We start from the raw sequence: 16,574 nt of genomic DNA, 5'->3' as shown, positions 1-16,574 counted from the left end.
CTGTCTGAGCGCACCGCGATCCCGCGCGCCTCATCCGAGATCACATCACGCGACACGACTCCGAGCCCGACCCGCGAGCCACCGGAACAGGTTGAGCCACACGGCCTAGCCGGCGGCGGCGATGACCTCGTCGCACCACTCGGGCACGACGAGGCTCGCCGGCCCGTGGCGCACCTCGTCGAAGAGCGGCGTGATCTCGCTCGAGGCGAGGTTGAGCTCGATCGTGCGCGCGCCGCGCTCGGCCGCGGTGACGACGAACCCGGCCGCCGGGTGGACCGCGCCCGACGTGCCGATCGCGGCGAACACGTCGCAGGCGGCGAGCGCGGTCTCGATCTCGTCGAGCCCGTACGGCATCTCGCCGAACCAGACCACATCGGGGCGCAGCATCCGTTCGCCGCACTCGGGGCAGGCCGGCCGGTCGATCAGGTCGCCGGGTACCGGCGACCGCGCGTCGCACGCCGTGCACCACGCGAGCGCGAGCTCGCCGTGCATGTGCAGCACCCCCAGCGAACCCGCGCGCTCGTGCAGCGCGTCGATGTTCTGCGTGATCACGAGCAGGTCGTCGCCGAGCACCCGCTCGAGCCGGGCGAGCGCGTCGTGCGCGGGATTCGGCTCGGCGAGCGCGACCGCGTGGCGCCTGGCGTCGTAGAAGCGCTGCACCGTCTCGGGGTCGCGGGCGAAGGCCTCGGGCGTCGCGACGTCCTCGACGCGGTGCCCCTCCCAGAGGCCGCCTGCGTCGCGGAACGTCGGCACCCCGCTCTCGGCCGAGATGCCGGCACCGGTGAGCACGACGACTCGCATGCCTCCATGAGACCACGCCCTGTCGCAATCGCGCACGATCTTGCAGGATGGCGGTATGCCCGCCGACGCGCTCGCCGACGAGGCGGTCGCGCTCTACGCGCTCCGTCCCGACGAGTTCACGGCTGCCCGCAACGCGCGGGCGCGCGAGCTCCGCGACGACGACCGCGAGCTCGCCGACGCCGTCGCCGAGCTGCGGCGTCCGTCGCCAGCGGCCTGGCTCGCGAACCAGCTCGTGCGTCTCCGCGCCGACGAGGTCGAGCAGCTCTTCGACCTGGGCGACGAGCTGCGCGACGCGCAGGACGAGCTCGACGCACTGTCGCTCGCCCGCTTCGCGAAGGAGCGGCGGCGGCTCGTGGCGGCGCTCGCGCAGGAGGCCGGCGGGCTCGCCGAGGAGCTCGGCAACCCCGTGCGCCAGCCCGTGCTCGACGAGCTCGCCCAGACGCTGCAGGCCGGCATGGCGGATGCCTCGGCCGCCGACGCCGTGCGCAGCGGTCGACTCGTGCGCGGCCTCGAGGCCGTCGGGGTCGAGGTCGACCTCGAGGGCGCGGTGGCCGGTGGTGCGGGCGGAGCCGGCCGGAGGGCGCGGGCGAAGCCGGCCGCGGGGCGGAAGCACGGCGTCGGCGGCGCAGACGATGCGGCCGCCGCACGCGAACGCGCGGCACGCGAGCAGGAGCGACGCCGGGAGCTCGAGCGCGAGGCGTCGGCCGCCGAGGAACGGGCCGCTGCGGCATCCGACGCGCTCGACGACCTCGAACGCGAGCTCGCCGACCTCGACGACCGGATCGCGGCCGACACCGCCCGTCGCGACGAGCTCGACGACGAACTGCGCGGGCTCGAGGAGCGCCTCTCCGAGGGCGGCCGCGAACGGCGACGGCTCGCGCGCGACCGCGACCGGGCGGCGCGCACGGCCGAGTCGGCGCGTGACGAGGCGGCCGCCGCACGCGACGCACTCGATTAGCCTTGCGGCATGCACGACGACGCCGGAACCGACTTCCATCCCGACACGCTCGCCGTGGTCACCGGCCGGCCGGCGCACGGCCCCGACGCGCCGATGAACGTTCCCGTGCACCTCACCTCGACGTACGTCGCGGGCGGCGACGTCGCCTACGGGCGGTACGGCAACCCGAGCTGGACGGCGTTCGAGGACGTGCTCGGCGCCCTCGAGGGTGGGCGGTGCGTGTCGTTCGCGTCGGGCATGGCGGCGATCTCGGCCGTGCTCGACCTCGTCGAGCCCGGCGGACTCGTCGTCGCCCCGCGTCACTCGTACACGGGCACGGTCGCGCTGCTCGAAGAGCGCTCCGGGCAGGGGCACCTGCGGCTCGCCTTCGTCGACATCGCCGACACCACCGCCGTCGCGACGGCGTGCGAGGGCGCGGCGATGGTGTGGTTCGAGACGCCGACGAATCCTGCGCTCGAGGTTGCCGACATCGCCGCGATCGCGGCGGCCGCGCACGCGAACGGCGCGCTCGTCGCCGTCGACAACACCTTCGCGACGCCACTGCTGCAGCGCCCGCTCGCACTCGGGGCCGACCTCGTCGTGCACTCGGCGACGAAGTACCTGTCGGGGCACAGCGACGTCGTCATGGGCGCCGCGATCGCCGCGACCGGCGAGCTCGCCGCGGCGCTCGTGCAGCGCCGCAGCCTCGGCGGCGCCATCCCCGCACCGCTCGAGGCATTCCTCGCGCTGCGGGGGCTCCGCACCCTCGCGGTGCGGCTCGAGCGCGCGCAGGCGAACGCGCAGGAGCTCGTGCGCCGGCTCGACGGCCACCCCGCGCTCGACGAGGTGCGCTACCCGGGCTTCGGCGCGATCATCTCGATCGTCGTGCACGGCGGCGCCGCCCCGGCCGACGCACTCGTCGAGCGGACCCGGCTCTGGGTGCACGCGACGAGCCTCGGCGGCGTCGAGTCGACGTTCGAGCGGCGACGACGCTGGCCCGCCGAGCAGCCGACGATCCCCGAGGGCCTCGTGCGGCTCTCGGTCGGCATCGAACAGGTCGACGACCTCTGGCGCGACCTCTCCGGAGCGCTCGACGGGATCGTCTGACGCCCGGCGCGCACGACCGCGTCAGGCGAGGCGGTCGAGCAGCCAGTCCATCGCGTCGGGCACCGTGTCGAGCACCGAGACGTGCCCGTCGTCGAGCCGCATCCAGAGGGAGGCGTTCGGCAGCCGCGCGAGCATCGAGACCGCGTGCTGCCGCGGCACGATGCGGTCGCCCTCCCCCTGTACGAGCAGCACGGGCGCGGCGACCTGCTCGAGCTCGAACCCCCACGGCTTCGCGAAGGCGACGTCGTCGTCGACGAGTCCGTCGTGCCCCTCCCGGTCGGCACGAGCCGCATCGGCGCCGAGCGACGCCCACCGGCCTTCCAGCGCGGCGAGGTCGACGGGCAGGAACACCTCGGGGTCGAACTCATCGGTCTCGGCGAATCGCGCCCGGGCCGCCCGACCCGTCCGTGCGGCGAGCAGCCCGCCCGGCGCCCGCATGCCGTCGAACCAGTCGAACGACTCCGAGTAGGGCGCGACGCCCGCGAGCGTCACGACCCCGATCACCCGGTCGGGTGCGAGGGCCGCCCCCGCGAGTGCGTGCGGTCCGCCGCCCGAGGCGCCCATCGCCGTGAACCGCTCGACTCCGAGCGCGTCGGCGACGGCGACCGCGTCGGCCGCGGCCGACGCGACATCGCGCCCCGGGCTCACCGTGGAGTCGGCGTAGCCGGGGCGGGCGTACGACACGAGGCGGATGCCGCGCGCCGACGCCGCCTCGAGCACCGGGTCGAGCAGCGCCCCCGTCTGCGGCGAGCCGTGGTGCCACATGAGCGTGAGCCGGGTCGCGGCATCCGCCCCGGAGTCGTGGGCGCGCAGGACGCGCCCGTCGTCGAGCCCGACCTCGTGCGTCGCGACCACGCCGACCACCGCCTTTCAGTCGCCCAGCCTAGGCTGGGCGCGTGATCGGCGGATTCTTCTCGGGCGCGCGCATGCTCGCGCGCGGCTTCGGGTTCTGGGCGAAGCGGCCGGCGGTGATGTTCCTCGGCCTCATCCCGGCGGCGATCGTGTTCGTCGTGGTCGTCGCGGCGCTCGTCGGGCTCGGCTTCGGGCTGCCCTCGATCACCGATTGGCTCACCCCCTTCGCCGACGACTGGCCCGACCCGTGGCCCGGGGTGGTGCGCGGCGTGCTCGCCACGGTCGTGTTCGCCGCCGCCGTGGTGCTCGCCGCGGTGACCTTCACGGCCGTCACGCTCGCCGTCGGCGATCCGTTCTACGAGCGGATCTGGCGCGCCGTCGAGGCCGATGTCGGCGGCGACGTGCCCGAACAGGGCGCGGGCTTCTGGCGCGCGGTCGGCGACTCGCTCGCGCTCATCGGACTCGGTGCGCTCATCGCGATGGGTGTCGGTCTCGTGGGGTTCGTGCCGCTCGTGGGCGCCGTCGTCGGCCCGGTGCTCGGCGTCGTGCTGTCGGGTCGGCTGCTCGCCGCCGAGCTCGTGTCGCGCGCCTTCGCCGCCCGCGACCTGCACGGGCCCGACCGGCGCAGACTGCTGCGCGGGCATCGCGCGGCGATGTTCGGCTTCGGCGTCGCGACGCAGCTCTGCTTCATGGTGCCGCTCGGCGCGGTGTTCACGATGCCCGCGGCGGTCGCGGGGTCGACGATGCTCGCCCGCGCGGCGATCGACTCGGCCGCCGAGCCGGTCACCGCTCCGGCGCCCGGCCCTCGAACATGAGGATGGGCACCGGGCCGAACGGCAGCGACTTCGCGCGCAGCCGCCGCACGTCGGTGCCGATGAAGCCGGCCTCGGCGAGCGCCCGCTCGGTCTCGCGGTCCCAGTGGCAGCCGTGGCACCAGCGTTTCGAGATCGGCGTCGCGACCCGCTGCACGGCGCGTTTGAGCGTGCCGGGCGCGGCGGCGACGTGGTCGACGAAGACGACCCGTCCGCCCGGCACGAGCACCCGCCGCACCTCGGCGAGCGCCGCGGCCTGGTCGGTCACCGAGCAGAGCACGTAGGTGCCGACCACCGCGTCGACCGAGTGATCGGGCAGCGGGATCGCCTCGGCGACCGCATCGAGGGGTTCGGCGACGTGCCCCCACTCGCGCGCCCGCGTCGCCAGCTCGGCGCGCCGCTCGGGGTCGGGCTCGAGCCCGACCCAGTCGACGTCGAGCGCGAACGCGCCGAAGTTCTCGCCCTCGCCGGCACCGATCTCGAGCACGCGGCCGCGCACGCGGCCGAGGAGCTCGCGCTCGAGGTCGTCGATCGCGTCGCGGTCGATCGGGCGGGGTTCGGCCATTCCGGCACGCTACCGCGCCCGCCGGGACCTGTCACGCCGGGTCGCCGTCGGCTCGGCGCGATCCGCCGGCAGCAGTCTGCGGGGGATGCCTCGGGCGCGCGTCAGCCGTCGAGGCCGGCGGTGCGCGTCGCGGCCGCGATGAAGGAGGGGCGCACGCGGTCCCACCCGTCGAGGTACCCGCCGACCATGGCGGCGTCGCGGAGCAGGACGAGCTGGCCGGCGGCCGCGGTGGGGTCGTCGACCTCTGCGGCGGCGAGCACGTGCTCGAGCTCGGAGCGGAACCACTCGCGGTGCTCGTGCACGGCGCGTCGCACGCCGCTCCCGGCGTCGGGGTACTCGGCTGCGGCGTTGATGAACGGGCAGCCGCGGGTGTGGTGGCGGGCCACGTCGTCGGCGAGCCCGTCGATCACGAGTCCGACGAGCGCCCGCGGGTCCGCCCCCGACTCCTCCGCGGCGGCGAACGCCCCTCGAATGTTCGCGTCCTCGACGCCGAGGTAGGCCTCGACGAGATCCTCCTTGCTCGGGAAGTGCCGATAGAACGTCGCGCGGGTGACCCCGGCCTCGGCGATGATGCGGTCGACGCCGACCGCGTGGATGCCCTCTCGGTAGAAGAGCTCCGACGCGGTCTGGAGCAGCCGTTCGCGCGCCGCGGAGGCGCCGGTCGAGGTGGTTCGTGCAGCCATACCAAAGATGATAGAACGATCTTTCTCTTTTTGCTTGACATCCGTTCCGCCCTGGGCGTACAGTCTGGGAATACAAAGAGATAGAACGATCGTTCTACTTCACAGATCACGAAGCGGTTACCCGATCGCCACACTCAGAAGGAGCAGGAACCATGAACACCACCGGCGCGAACAGCGGCAAGGCCACCATCGTCCTCGTGCACGGCCTCTGGATGACCCCGAAGAGCTGGGACACGTGGGCCGAGTACTTCCGGGCCCGCGGCCACGAGGTCATCGTCCCCGGCTGGCCCGGCATCGACGACCGCGACGTCGCTGACATCCGCTCGAACCCCGAGGCGCTCAAGGGCATCGGCCTCGCGCAGATCGCCGACCACTACGAGCGCATCATCCGCGCACTCCCCGAGAAGCCGATCATCATGGGCCACTCCTTCGGCGGCGTCATCACCCAGCTGCTCGCCGACCGCGGGCTGGGAGCAGCCTATGTCGGCGTCGAGCCGGGCCAGACCGCCGGCATCACGACCCTGCCCCCGTCGACGCTGCGCACGGGGTTCCCGATCCTCGCCAATCCGTTCGACAAGAACGGCGCGAAGCCGATCTCGAAGGCGCACTTCCACTTCACCTTCGGCAACGACCTCTCCCGCGAGGCATCCGATCGCATCTGGGAGGAACAGGCGGTGAACTCGTACAACCGGGTCTTCTTCGAGGGGGTCGCCTCGACGCTCAACGAGAAGGGCGGGGTCACCCACGTCGACTACGCCCGCGCCGACCGGGCCCCGCTGCTCGTCATCACGGGCGAGATCGACCACGTCGTGCCGCCGGCCATCGGTCGAGCGATCGTGAAGAAGTACACCTCGACCGGCAGCCCCGCGATCGTCGAACTCCGCGAGTTCGCCGGCCGCACGCACCGCATCGTCAGCCAGGACGGCTGGGAGGAGGTCGCCGAGTACGCGCTGAACTGGGCCACCGAGCACGCGCAGGCGCCGCAGGCGGCCTGACACGGCCCCCTCGCACTCGCGCGGAAGGCGCGGACCCGGCCGGGTCCGCGCCTTCGCCGTGCTTCAGGCCGCCGCACGAAACCCCGCGAAGAACGCACGGATGTCGCCCACCACGTCGTCGGGCACCTCGAGCGCCGCGAAGTGGCCGCCGCGGTCGAAGCGACTCCAGTGCACGATGTTCGAGTTGTCGCGCTCGGCGAAGACCTTGATCGTCTGGAAGTCGTCGGCGAACACGGCGACACCGGTCGGTGCGGTGTTCACGGCCGGGGTCTCCCCCGCCGCGGCGGCCGCAGCGGCGGCGCGCGCGTCCTCGAGGTACATGCGACTCATGCCCGATGCGGCGTTCGCGAACCAGTTCACGCTCACCTCGAGGAGGATCGCGTCGAGCGGCACGAGCGAGGTGCCGTTGCCGAACGAGTTGTAGAGCTCGCTGTAGGCGAGGAGGCCGACGGGCGAGTCGCTCAGCCCGACCGAGACGGTCTGCGGCCGGCTCGCGTTCATGGTGTTGTAGCCGCCGACCGACTGGAACCACTGCATGTGCTCGAGTCCCGCGTAGTCCTGCGGCTCGAGCCGCTCGAACTCGGCCGGGTCGCCCGAGGGGAACGAGAACAGCTGCAGCACGTGGAGACCGAGGAAGCCGCCGGGGTTCAGCAGTCCGAGCTCGCGCGCGACCAGGGCGCCGTTGTCGGAGCCGTGGATGCCGTACTCGTCGTAGCCGAGCCGGCGCATGAGCTCGTCGTAGGCCCGGGCGACGCGAGCCGTCGTCCAGCCCGTCGAGGCCAGCGGGTTCGAGAAGCCGAAGCCCGGGGCATCCGGCACGACGACGTCGAACGCGTCCTCCGCCCGACCGCCGTGGGCGACCGGGTCGACGAGCGGGCCGATGAGTTCGAGGTAGTCGACCGACGAGCCGGGATAGGCGTGTGCGAGCAGCAGCGGGGTCGCGCCGGCGTGCGGCGACCGCACGTGGATGAAGTGGATGGGCTGCCCGTCGACCTCGGTCATGAAATGGGGCACCGCGTTGATGCGGGCCTCGGCGGCGCGCCAGTCGAGCTCGAGCCAGCGGTCGACCGCCTCGCGGAGGTAGGAGTTCGGCGTGCCCGCGTCCCAGTCGTCGACGGGAGCGGGCTGCGGGAGGCGGGTGCGGGCCAGCCGCTCGCGCAGGTCGTCGAGCTCGGCCTGGGCGACCTCGACGCGGAAGGGACGGATCTCGGTGGAAGCGGTGGTGGTGTTCATGTCTTCGACGGTACGGTCGATACAGGCACGAATCGTTCCTAATAGCGAAGGATTCTCGGAGACATGACCGACACCGCCGCACGCCTGCTCGCCCTGCTCTCGCTGCTGCAGTCGCGTCCCGACTGGACCGGCACCGAGCTCGCCGAGCGCCTCGGCGTCACCACCCGCACGATCCGCAACGACATCGACCGCCTGCGCGAGCTCGACTACCCGGTCGACGCGACCCGCGGCGCCGCGGGCGGCTACCGGCTCGGCGCGGGCGGCAAGCTGCCGCCGCTGCTGCTCGACGACGAGGAGGCGGTCGCGGTGGCGGTCGGCCTGCGCGCGGCGACCGGCATCGCCGGTATCGAGGAGTCGAGCGGGCGCGCCCTCGCGAAGCTCGAGCAGGTGCTGCCGTCGCGGCTCCGGCCGACGGTCGCGGCCCTGCACGGCACCGTCGACCGGGCTCCCGAGAACACCGGTACCGACGCCCCCGACCCCGAGGTCGACCCCGGCGTGCTGCAAGCCGTCGCCGGAGCGATCCGCGACGTGGAGTGGCTGCGCTTCGACTTCAGGGGCGAGCCGGTGCTCGTCGAGCCGTACCGGCTGCTGAGCTGGCAGCGCCGCTGGCACCTCGTCGCGCGCGACCCGCGCACGGGTCAGTGGGGCACGTACCGCGTCGACTGGATCGCGCCGCGAATGCCGACCAGGCGGCGGTTCGAACCCCGGCCGGTGCCCGGCGGCGACGCGACCGCGTTCGCGATGAGCACGATCGCCGCGACCGGGTGGAACGTGCACGCCCGGTTGCGCATCGCCGCGCCGGCCGACGCGGTGCTCGCCCGCATCAACCCCGCCGTCGGCGTCGTCGAGCCGATCGACGAGACGGCGTCGATGCTCGTGACGGGCGCCGACAGCCTCGAGACGATCGCGGCCTACATCGGCATGCTCGGCATGGACTTCACGATCGAGTCGCCGGCCGAGCTGCGCGCGGTGCTGCGCACCTACTCCGAGCGCTACGCACGCGCCGCAGCGGGCTGAGCCGACGAGGCCGAGTCGCTGCGGTCCCCGGTCGACCGTCAGCCGAGCCCGATGCGGTCGGGCACCGCGGCCGCGACCGTCGGCAGCCACGCATCGACCTCGGGCCAGGCGCGCGCGGCCGGCAGCCGGCGCAGCAGCTGCGCGAGGGACTCGTCGGCGGCGGGCCAGGGGATGACGCGGCTCGGCGACGCACTCGCGAGCACGCCGAGCCACCAGTGCTTCCAGGTGACCGGCAGGTTCTCGGGGTGGATCACGACGTAGTAGTCGGGCACGTCGAGCTCGTGCCGGCTCGCGGCCTCCAGCGCGCGCGCGATCTCGAGTTCGAGCACGCCGAACGTCGAGAGGTCGTCGAAGAACTCGACCCACGCGGCGGCGACGTGCGCCAGCGGGTCGTGATCGTGCACGAGATACGGTGCCGCGGAACCCGACGACCAGCGTGCGACCTCGGCGTCGGAGGCGTCGGGCAACGACGCGGCCCGCACGTTCGCGAAACCCTCGAGCGCATGGATGGCACTCGTCGTCGCATCTCCGACGACGACCAGCGTGGTGCTGGACGGAGCCTCCATTTCCGCAGTCTACGCCGCGGGGCGCGCGCCCTTCAGCGGGCGCGCCAGTACCCGCAGAACGACACGTTGCGCTTCGGCACGCCGCGCTCGTTCACCAGGTGACGGCGGGCGCCGGTCGCGAGCTTCGACTCCCCCGCGGCGAACGCGTACACCGAGCCGTCGGGGAACGGCAGCTCGCGCAGGTGCTCGAGCGCCGTCGCGCCCGCCGGTGCTTCCGGGCGCCGGATGACCCAGTGCACGTCGAAGCCGTCGGGCGCGTCGACGTGCTGGAAGTCGTCGGCGTCGGGGATCTCGACGATCGCGTGGCCACGGCTGTCGCGCGGAAGATCGCGCAGGATGCCCAGCACCGCGGGCAGCGCGCTCTCGTCGCCGACGAGCAGGGTCTGATCGGATGCGACGGGCTGGAAGCCGCATCCCTGGTCGATGAGCGCGACGCGCGCGCCCACCGGGAGTCCGTTCGCCCACGGCCCCGCGACCCCGTCGTCGCCGTGCACGACGAAGTCGATGTCGACCTCGAGCGCGTCGGGCCGGAACTCGCGCACGGTGTAGTTGCGGATCACCGGCCGAGTGGCCTTCGGCAGGGTCAGGTACCGCACGTAGCCCGCCATGTCGTAGGTGTCGGCGAGGTTGTCGAACCGGGTGTCGCCCGCGGTCGGCACGGCGAGGCGGAACCACTGGTCGAACCCGAGGTGGCGCCAGTCGGCCAGCTGGTCGCCGGAGACGGTCAGGCGCACGAAGTGGGGCGAGATCCGAACCGCACCGACGACGTCGGCCTCGACGACGCCGCTCGGCGCATGGGTGATCGCGATGTTGCTGAGTACCACTGGACCCCTCCGGTCGGGTTAGGTAACCCTAACCTAACTGAATCGACGCGTGCGCGCATCCCGACCTCGCGAGCCGCTCTCGACGACAGAAAGCAAGAATCCTGAAGAATTCGGCCGAGCGGCGTCATGATTCGCGGCGGGCGCCGTCTCTCTGTTCGAGTGGATCTTCGCGTGCCCGCACGACCCCCGCTCGTCCCCCGTCTGCAACACAGAGAGCCCGAGACGTGAAGCCCCAACGAATCCGACGCGCCCTCCGCACCGGCGCGACCATCGCCGCCGCCGGAAGCCTCGCCGTCATCGGCGCCATCGCGCTCGCGAACGGCGCACCGGCGGCCGCGCACGCCGCCCCGGTCGCAGCCACCGCGCTCGGCATGTGCCCGCCCGACGGCGGGATGCCCCCGATCGACAACGGCCTGCCCGAGTACACCGACTCGAGCGTCGCGGTCTACGCGGGCGGCGACTACCTCGCCACTGGAGCGGCCGCCGAGTCGGAGGGCCTCCTGCTCGTGCGCGGCGACGCCACGTTCGACAAGTCCGCGGGCGGCATCTTCAACGTCGGCGCGGTCGGGGTCGGCTCCGGCATCGTCCCCCCGGGCGGCACGCCCATGCTCCAGGTCGGCGGCACGCTCGACGTCGTCGACCCGACGCGCGTCGACGTCGGGCACAACGTTCCGGGCGGCGGCGCCGTCACCGTCGGCGCGACCGCGAGCGGCGTGATCGAGACGAACGGCGCGACGGTCACGCAGAACCTCGGCCAGGCCGCGGCGATGGCCCCGAACGCCGACTTCCAGTCGGTCATCGTCGACGCCTCCGGGTCGCTCGCCTCGGCGACCGACACGGGCGTCACCGAGCTCTCGGGCGCCCGCGCGACCTTCCGCGGCGACGGAACCACGGCCCTGCAGGTGTTCCGCATCACGGCGGCCCAGCTGAGCGCCGTCACCGAGGTGTTCTTCGAGGACATCGCCGAGGCGACGCCGATCGTCGTCAACGTGGTCGGCGGCACGGTCGCGTTCTCACCGACGTACTTCGACCTCGACGGCGAGCGCGTCGACGACCTCGCCTCGCCGAACTTCGGCAACGCCGCCTCGCAGATCATGTGGAACCTCGTCGACGCGACCGACGTGACGATCGGCGGCACGAGCCAGGTGCTCGGGTCGTTCCTCGCACCGGTGGCCGACGCGACCATCACGGCGTCGACGAACGGCCGCGTGCACGTCGGCGGCGACCTCACCACGAGCGGCGTCGGCAACGAGCAGCACAACTACCCGTGGATCGGCGGCGGCCCGTTCGACTGCGGCTCCGCGAGCTTCGACGCGGCCAAGGTGATCGTGGGCGACGGCGCGAACCTCGTTGCGGCGGATGCCGTGTTCACGCTCCAGTACCGCTACGAGGCCGACGGCGCGACCGTCACCGGCGAACTGCTGCTGCCGGCCGACGGCACGACCGTCGAAGGTCCCGAACTGCCCGAGGGCACCGTCGTCACCTTCGACGAGGTCGACATCCCCGAGGTCGACGGCGTCGTCTGGGGCACCCCCGACATCGCCCCCGAGACGATCACGATCGGCGAGGCGACCGCCACCCGCGTCACCGTGACCAACACCGCCGACGCGGTGACGCCGGCCGGCGAGGGCGGCGGCTTCTCGGCCGCGAAGGCGATCGAGGGCGACGCGACCGACGACGTTCCGGCCGAGACGACGTTCACACTCGCGTACTCGTACGAGCTCGACGGCTCGGCCGTCGAGGGCGAGCTCTCACTGCCCGCCGACGGCACGGTCGTGAACGGACCGCAGGACCTGCCGGCCGGTACGGTCGTCACGTTCGAGGAGGTCGACCTGCCCACGATCGACGGCGTCGAGTGGGGCACCCCCGAACTCAGCGCATCGACCGTGACGATCGCCGACGGCGAGAACGTCGAGGTCACGGTGACGAACACCGCGACCGCCGTGACACCGACGCCGACGCCCGGCCCCGGCCCGTCGCCGAGCCCGTCGCCCTCCACCCCGGCCGCGCCCGGTGAGGGCGACCTCGCCGAGACCGGCTTCGACGGCCTCGTGCCGGTGGTCGCGGGCGGCGTCGCGCTGCTCCTCGGCACCGCGCTCGTCGTCGCGGCCCGTCGCCGCAGGGCCTGATCCGCGCGGCCCCGGTGGCCGCCGATGACCGAGGATGCCTCGTGCCGCGCGTGCGGCACGAGGCATCCTCGCGCTCGGCGACGGGTGGTCAGACGCCGATCGTGAGCGCCGCGGTGTAGCCGTTCGCGACCGAGCCCGACATGCTCGCGATCTGGTGGATGCCGCCGTCGTCGCCGAACACCATGTCGCGGGTGAGGCTCGTCTGCGCCAGGTTGCGCACGCTCTGCTCGTAACCGGTCGTCGCGTAGACGAGCGCGTTCACCTCCTCGGGCAGCGCGATCTGCGAGGTCTTCACGATCGGGCCCGAGGCGACCGCGTTGTCGACGTCGGCGTACACCTCGAAGTGGATGTGCGGCCAACGACCCGAATAGCAGGCGGGATAGATCGACGTGAACCGCACGGTGCCCGTGTCGTCGGTCGCCTGCACGCCGCGCAGGTAGTTCTCGTCCTCGACGCCCGGCGAGTAGAGCGAGTAGTTCCCGCCGCGATCGCAGTGCCAGAGGTAGACGCCCGCGCCGACGAGCGCGCTGCCGGACGCCGCGTCGCGCACCGTGAGCGCGATCTCGAGCGGCACGCCCTCGGCGACCGTCGTCGACGAGCCGAACGACGAACGGATGTCGCTGCGCACGATGCCCGAGTCGTCGAGCACGTTGACGCCGTTCGAGCCGTCGCCCGGATAGGGGCCGCCGGTCTCGTCGGGCACCTCGTCGAGCGGGCCGGATGCCGTGCCCGTCGACGGCGTCGTCGGGGTCGGCGTCGCAGTCGCGGTCGCCCCCGCCGAGGCATCCGTCGTCGCCGTCGCACGGGGCGAGGGTTCGGCGGCGCAGGCCGCGAGCAACGAGGTGAGGCCGATGCCGCCGAAGATGCCGAGGGCGCGCCGTCGGTCGACGAGGGTGCGGATGTCGTAGACGAGGCCCCGGTGGTCCTCGTCGATCTCATTGCCGTCGGCGTCGATCCAGCGGGGGTCGACGCGGGCGGTGTCGCGCTCGCGCGCGGTGCGGTCGGTGGTTCGGTCGGTCATGGCTGGCTCCTCACGTCTGCAGCGAGCATGGCCCGGATGCCTCTCCCGAGGCTGTGCGGCTGCTATGCCCCCGCCATGAGCGCACGGATCGCCCGTTCGAGGAGCGGGCGTGCGTCGAGCACCGGGTCGACGGTGAGCCGGTGCAGCACGAGCCCGTCGCCGAGCGCCATGACGGTCTTCGTCGCGGTCGCCGGGTTGGGCATGCCGATGCCGACCAGGAAGGCCTCAGACCAGCGTTCGAACTCGAGGCGCTGCCGTCGCAGCGGCTCGCCGAGCTCGGGGTCGTGTGCGAGCTCGAGCCACAGCGAGTAGCGGGCCCGGGTTCTCACCGAGAGAGGGCCGGTCTGCAGCGCGAAGATCTGGCAGAGCCCCTCGACGAACTCGTCGGGGGTGCTCGGTGCGGGCGCCCCCGACGAGTCGAAGTCGGCGCGCTCCTGCTCGGCGAGGTGGTCGACGCATCCGGCGAGGAGCGCCCGGCGCGTGCGGAACCAGTTCGAGGTGCTGCCGGCGGGCAGCCCGGCGGCCGCGTCGACCCGCGCGTGCGTGAGTGCACGCACGCCCTCGGTGCCGAGCAGCTCGAGTGCCGCGTCGAGGGCACGATCTCGGGTCGTGGCCATGTACACCTCGCTCGATCAGGTCTACTATGAACATAGTCCTACTACGAACGTAGTATCGCTGCGACGAAGGAGTCGTCATGGACGCCCCCGCACTCCACCGGGTCGATGCCCGGGCAGGCACCTGGTCGCCGCCGCTGCCCGAGGCGCCCGGCTTCGAGCACCTCATGGTCGAGACGCCCGGCCTGCGCACGCACGTCGCGGTCTTCGGCGAGGGCGAGCCCGTCGTGCTGCTGCACGGGTTCCCCGAGCACTGGTGGATGTGGCGGAAGGTCGCGCCGCGGCTCGCCGACGCCGGATACCGGGCCGTCTGCCCGGACCTGCGCGGCATGGGCTGGACGGAGGCTGCCGACCTGCGCCTCGGGCCCGAGACGTACCTCGACGACCTCATCGCCCTCCTCGATGCGCTCGGCCTCGAGCGACCGCGCCTCCTCGCCCACGACATGGGAGCCATCCCGGCCACCCAGTTCGCCTACCGGCATCCCGAGCGGGTGCGCTCGCTCGTCTCGCTCTCGGTGCCGCCGTTCTTCATGGGCTTCAGCCCCAGGCTCGTGCCCGGGTTCCGGCACATGCCGCGGCTCCTCCGCCATCGCCCGGGTCGCACGCTCGACTGGCTCTTCGACGAGGCGCACATCGTGCACCCACCGTCGGGCGAGACGGTCGCGGCGTACCTCGCGCCCGCGTCGCGCGCCGAGGTCGACGGTGCCGTCCGCCGGATCTTCGGCGGCATGGCGATCCCGATGTCGCTGCGGTTCGCACGCGGCCAGTACCGTCGGCAGCGCCTGGCGCCCCCGACGCTCGTCGTGTTCGGCAAGCTCGACCACCCCTGGGACGAGCCCCTCGTGCGGCGCCTGTGCCGTGGCGCCGATCGGTACGCCGACGACTTCGAACTCGCGTTCGTCGACGATGCCGCGCACTTCATCGTCGACGACGCCCCCGAGGCCGTCGCCGCACTCGCGCTCGACTGGTTCGGGCGCCCCCCGAGGCGAGGAGCAGTGTCATGAATCGGATCGGAACGAGCGCGAGCATCGGGCTCACCGTGCAGCGCGAGGTCGCCGGCACCCCCGACGAGGTGTTCGACGCGTACACGGATCCCCGCAAGCAGCGGGTCTGGCTGTCGAGCCTCGGCCCCGACGAGGGCGCCGTGCAGACCTCCATCGATCTCCGCGTCGGCGGCCGGTGGGAGGCACGGTTCCACCCCGACCCGCACACCCTCGTGCACGACGTGCAGACCTTCCGCGAGATCGACCGCCCGCATCGGGTGGTCACCGACCTCGTCGGCGAGTCGAGCGTCGGGGGCGAGGCGATGCCGACCCTCGAGACGCGCATCGTGATGACCTTCGCGGCGACCGGCACCGGAACGCTCGTGACCGTCGAGCAGACCGGGTTCCCCGCGACCGAGCTGCGCGACTTCTTCGAGTCGACCGTCTGGCCGGCCCACTTCGACCGCGTCGCGGCGTTCCTCGTGGCCGGTCACGAACGCACCGAGGAGCCGGGGGTCGTCATGGACGCACCCGTTCTCCGCCCCGTTCCGGCTGATGCGTCGACCTGGTCGCCGCCCCTGCCGGGCGCGGCCGGCTTCGAGCATTTCATCGTCGAGACACCCGGCCTGCGCAGCCACGTCGCGGCGATCGGCGACGACGACGGCGAACCGATCGTGCTCCTGCACGGCTTCCCCCAACACTGGTGGCAGTGGCGCGACATCGCACCGCGGCTCGCCGAGCAGGGGTACCGGGCGATCTGCCCCGACCTGCGCGGCGCGGGCTGGACCGAGGCCGACGACCCGCGGATCCGCCGTGAGACGCGACTGCACGACCTCGTCGCCCTCCTCGACGCGCTCGGACTCGACCGGGTGCGCCTCGTCTGCCACGACATGGGCGCGATCGCGGGGGCGCAGCTCGCCTACGCGCACCCCGGGCGCGTCGCGTCGCTGGTTGCGCTCTCGGTGCCGCCGCCGTTCATGTCGTTCAGCCCGAAGATGCTGAGCGGACTCAGCCACCTGCCGCCGCTCAGCCTGCACCGGCGCGGCCGATCGCTCGACTGGCTCTTCACCGACGAGTACTCGGCGAAGGGATTCTCGCCCGAGACCGTGGAGTCGTACCTCGCGCCCACCCGGCGGCCCGAGGTCGACCGTGCGGTCGGCCGACTGTACCGAGGCATGATCCTGCCCGAGGCGGGCCGGATCATGAGCGGCCGCTACACGAAGCAGCGCCTGCACCCGCCGACGCTCATCGTGTTCGGGCGGCGCGACCTGCCGTTCACCGAAGACGTCGTGCGGCAGATCTCGGGCGACCCGGCGCGATTCGCCGACCACCTCGAGTTCGCGTTCGTCGAGGACGCCGCGCACTTCATCACCGACGACGCACCCGATGCCGTCTCCGCGCTCGTGCTCGACTGGTTCGAGCGCGCAGCCTGACG

17 protein-coding genes are annotated in these 16,574 nt (G+C 72.8%); 8 read left to right on the top strand and 9 right to left on the bottom strand.

Translation table 11 applies throughout. From position 1 onward, the window contains the following. Window positions 1-105: 105 nt before the first annotated feature. On the bottom strand, window positions 106-801 hold the full coding sequence (locus tag AC3RJ6_RS06510; RefSeq protein WP_491426108.1) for an NAD-dependent deacylase: 696 nt from the start codon (window positions 799-801) through the stop codon (window positions 106-108). A gap of 55 nt (window positions 802-856) precedes the next feature. On the opposite strand from AC3RJ6_RS06510, the gene AC3RJ6_RS06505 reads away from it, so the two are divergent. After that, a complete protein-coding gene (locus AC3RJ6_RS06505) occupies window positions 857-1,759 on the top strand; it encodes a transposase (protein ID WP_491426107.1) in 903 nt (300 codons plus the stop codon). 9 nt (window positions 1,760-1,768) lie between these two features. Continuing rightward, a complete protein-coding gene (locus AC3RJ6_RS06500) occupies window positions 1,769-2,845 on the top strand; it encodes a trans-sulfuration enzyme family protein (protein WP_491426106.1) in 1,077 nt (358 codons plus the stop codon). A 21-nt stretch (window positions 2,846-2,866) separates the two neighbouring features. Here the strand turns inward: AC3RJ6_RS06500 and AC3RJ6_RS06495 are convergent, their stop codons facing one another. Beyond that, window positions 2,867-3,700 (bottom strand): alpha/beta fold hydrolase, encoded by an 834-nt coding sequence (locus tag AC3RJ6_RS06495; RefSeq protein WP_491426105.1) that lies wholly within the window; start codon window positions 3,698-3,700, stop codon window positions 2,867-2,869. Window positions 3,701-3,741: 41 nt separating this feature from the next. Between AC3RJ6_RS06495 and AC3RJ6_RS06490 the strand changes: the two genes are divergently transcribed. Beyond that, a complete protein-coding gene (locus AC3RJ6_RS06490; RefSeq protein WP_491426104.1) occupies window positions 3,742-4,512 on the top strand; it encodes an EI24 domain-containing protein in 771 nt (256 codons plus the stop codon). On the opposite strand, the gene AC3RJ6_RS06485 is transcribed toward AC3RJ6_RS06490, so the two are convergent. Together AC3RJ6_RS06485 and AC3RJ6_RS06480 are read right to left on the bottom strand one after the other, a co-directional pair. Next, window positions 4,481-5,074: a class I SAM-dependent methyltransferase gene (locus AC3RJ6_RS06485; protein ID WP_491426103.1), complete on the bottom strand. Its 594-nt coding sequence runs from the start codon at window positions 5,072-5,074 to the stop codon at window positions 4,481-4,483. The two genes, AC3RJ6_RS06490 and AC3RJ6_RS06485, sit on opposite strands and share 32 nt — an antisense overlap. Window positions 5,075-5,175: 101 nt before the next feature. Further along, window positions 5,176-5,757: a TetR/AcrR family transcriptional regulator gene (locus AC3RJ6_RS06480; RefSeq protein WP_491426102.1), complete on the bottom strand. Its 582-nt coding sequence runs from the start codon at window positions 5,755-5,757 to the stop codon at window positions 5,176-5,178. A 152-nt stretch (window positions 5,758-5,909) separates the two neighbouring features. On the opposite strand from AC3RJ6_RS06480, the gene AC3RJ6_RS06475 reads away from it, so the two are divergent. Beyond that, window positions 5,910-6,752 (top strand): alpha/beta hydrolase, encoded by an 843-nt coding sequence (locus tag AC3RJ6_RS06475; protein WP_491426101.1) that lies wholly within the window; start codon window positions 5,910-5,912, stop codon window positions 6,750-6,752. Between the two features lie 63 nt (window positions 6,753-6,815). Here the strand turns inward: AC3RJ6_RS06475 and AC3RJ6_RS06470 are convergent, their stop codons facing one another. Next, entirely contained in the window at window positions 6,816-7,985 is a 1,170-nt protein-coding gene (locus AC3RJ6_RS06470) for an epoxide hydrolase family protein (RefSeq protein ID WP_491426100.1), read from the bottom strand. A 63-nt stretch (window positions 7,986-8,048) separates the two neighbouring features. Between AC3RJ6_RS06470 and AC3RJ6_RS06465 the strand changes: the two genes are divergently transcribed. Further along, window positions 8,049-9,002 (top strand): helix-turn-helix transcriptional regulator, encoded by a 954-nt coding sequence (locus tag AC3RJ6_RS06465; RefSeq protein WP_491426099.1) that lies wholly within the window; start codon window positions 8,049-8,051, stop codon window positions 9,000-9,002. A gap of 38 nt (window positions 9,003-9,040) precedes the next feature. Here the strand turns inward: AC3RJ6_RS06465 and AC3RJ6_RS06460 are convergent, their stop codons facing one another. Next, window positions 9,041-9,568, bottom strand: coding sequence for a hypothetical protein (locus tag AC3RJ6_RS06460; protein WP_491426098.1), 528 nt, complete (start codon window positions 9,566-9,568; stop codon window positions 9,041-9,043). Between the two features lie 32 nt (window positions 9,569-9,600). Continuing rightward, the gene (locus AC3RJ6_RS06455; RefSeq protein WP_491426097.1) at window positions 9,601-10,392 is read right to left on the bottom strand and encodes a siderophore-interacting protein; all 792 of its coding nucleotides are present in this window, start codon (window positions 10,390-10,392) and stop codon (window positions 9,601-9,603) included. Window positions 10,393-10,616: 224 nt separating this feature from the next. On the opposite strand from AC3RJ6_RS06455, the gene AC3RJ6_RS06450 reads away from it, so the two are divergent. Beyond that, window positions 10,617-12,521 carry a choice-of-anchor A family protein gene (locus AC3RJ6_RS06450; RefSeq protein WP_491426096.1) on the top strand — a complete coding sequence of 635 codons (1,905 nt, stop codon included), beginning with the start codon at window positions 10,617-10,619 and terminating at the stop codon, window positions 12,519-12,521. Between the two features lie 88 nt (window positions 12,522-12,609). Here the strand turns inward: AC3RJ6_RS06450 and AC3RJ6_RS06445 are convergent, their stop codons facing one another. Continuing rightward, on the bottom strand, window positions 12,610-13,542 hold the full coding sequence (locus tag AC3RJ6_RS06445; protein ID WP_491426094.1) for an intradiol ring-cleavage dioxygenase: 933 nt from the start codon (window positions 13,540-13,542) through the stop codon (window positions 12,610-12,612). 62 nt (window positions 13,543-13,604) lie between these two features. Next, window positions 13,605-14,159 carry a TetR/AcrR family transcriptional regulator gene (locus AC3RJ6_RS06440; RefSeq protein ID WP_491426093.1) on the bottom strand — a complete coding sequence of 185 codons (555 nt, stop codon included), beginning with the start codon at window positions 14,157-14,159 and terminating at the stop codon, window positions 13,605-13,607. Between the two features lie 77 nt (window positions 14,160-14,236). Between AC3RJ6_RS06440 and AC3RJ6_RS06435 the strand changes: the two genes are divergently transcribed. Both AC3RJ6_RS06435 and AC3RJ6_RS06430 read left to right on the top strand, forming a co-directional pair. Then, window positions 14,237-15,160 carry an alpha/beta fold hydrolase gene (locus AC3RJ6_RS06435; protein WP_491426092.1) on the top strand — a complete coding sequence of 308 codons (924 nt, stop codon included), beginning with the start codon at window positions 14,237-14,239 and terminating at the stop codon, window positions 15,158-15,160. Then, window positions 15,157-16,572: an alpha/beta fold hydrolase gene (locus AC3RJ6_RS06430; protein ID WP_491426091.1), complete on the top strand. Its 1,416-nt coding sequence runs from the start codon at window positions 15,157-15,159 to the stop codon at window positions 16,570-16,572. The genes AC3RJ6_RS06435 and AC3RJ6_RS06430 overlap by 4 nt, the downstream gene beginning before the upstream one ends. The last annotated feature ends 2 nt before the right edge of the window (window positions 16,573-16,574 follow it).

This window comes from Agromyces cucurbitae (assembly GCF_058349945.1).
This window is presented reverse-complemented; position numbering and strand designations above follow the sequence as displayed.

Bases quoted from the DNA above. Each gene is read 5' to 3' on its own strand.
- AC3RJ6_RS06465 (WP_491426099.1), top strand. From the start codon at position 8,049: ATGACCGACACCGCCGCACGCCTGCTCGCCCTGCTCTCGCTGCTGCAG.
- AC3RJ6_RS06510 (WP_491426108.1), bottom strand. From the start codon at position 801: ATGCGAGTCGTCGTGCTCACCGGTGCCGGCATCTCGGCCGAGAGCGGG.
- AC3RJ6_RS06480 (WP_491426102.1), bottom strand. From the start codon at position 5,757: ATGGCTGCACGAACCACCTCGACCGGCGCCTCCGCGGCGCGCGAACGG.
- AC3RJ6_RS06440 (WP_491426093.1), bottom strand. From the start codon at position 14,159: ATGGCCACGACCCGAGATCGTGCCCTCGACGCGGCACTCGAGCTGCTC.
- AC3RJ6_RS06485 (WP_491426103.1), bottom strand. From the start codon at position 5,074: ATGGCCGAACCCCGCCCGATCGACCGCGACGCGATCGACGACCTCGAG.
- AC3RJ6_RS06470 (WP_491426100.1), bottom strand. From the start codon at position 7,985: ATGAACACCACCACCGCTTCCACCGAGATCCGTCCCTTCCGCGTCGAG.
- AC3RJ6_RS06460 (WP_491426098.1), bottom strand. From the start codon at position 9,568: ATGGAGGCTCCGTCCAGCACCACGCTGGTCGTCGTCGGAGATGCGACG.
- AC3RJ6_RS06505 (WP_491426107.1), top strand. From the start codon at position 857: ATGCCCGCCGACGCGCTCGCCGACGAGGCGGTCGCGCTCTACGCGCTC.
- AC3RJ6_RS06445 (WP_491426094.1), bottom strand. From the start codon at position 13,542: ATGACCGACCGAACCACCGACCGCACCGCGCGCGAGCGCGACACCGCC.
- AC3RJ6_RS06475 (WP_491426101.1), top strand. From the start codon at position 5,910: ATGAACACCACCGGCGCGAACAGCGGCAAGGCCACCATCGTCCTCGTG.
- AC3RJ6_RS06435 (WP_491426092.1), top strand. From the start codon at position 14,237: ATGGACGCCCCCGCACTCCACCGGGTCGATGCCCGGGCAGGCACCTGG.
- AC3RJ6_RS06500 (WP_491426106.1), top strand. From the start codon at position 1,769: ATGCACGACGACGCCGGAACCGACTTCCATCCCGACACGCTCGCCGTG.
- AC3RJ6_RS06430 (WP_491426091.1), top strand. From the start codon at position 15,157: ATGAATCGGATCGGAACGAGCGCGAGCATCGGGCTCACCGTGCAGCGC.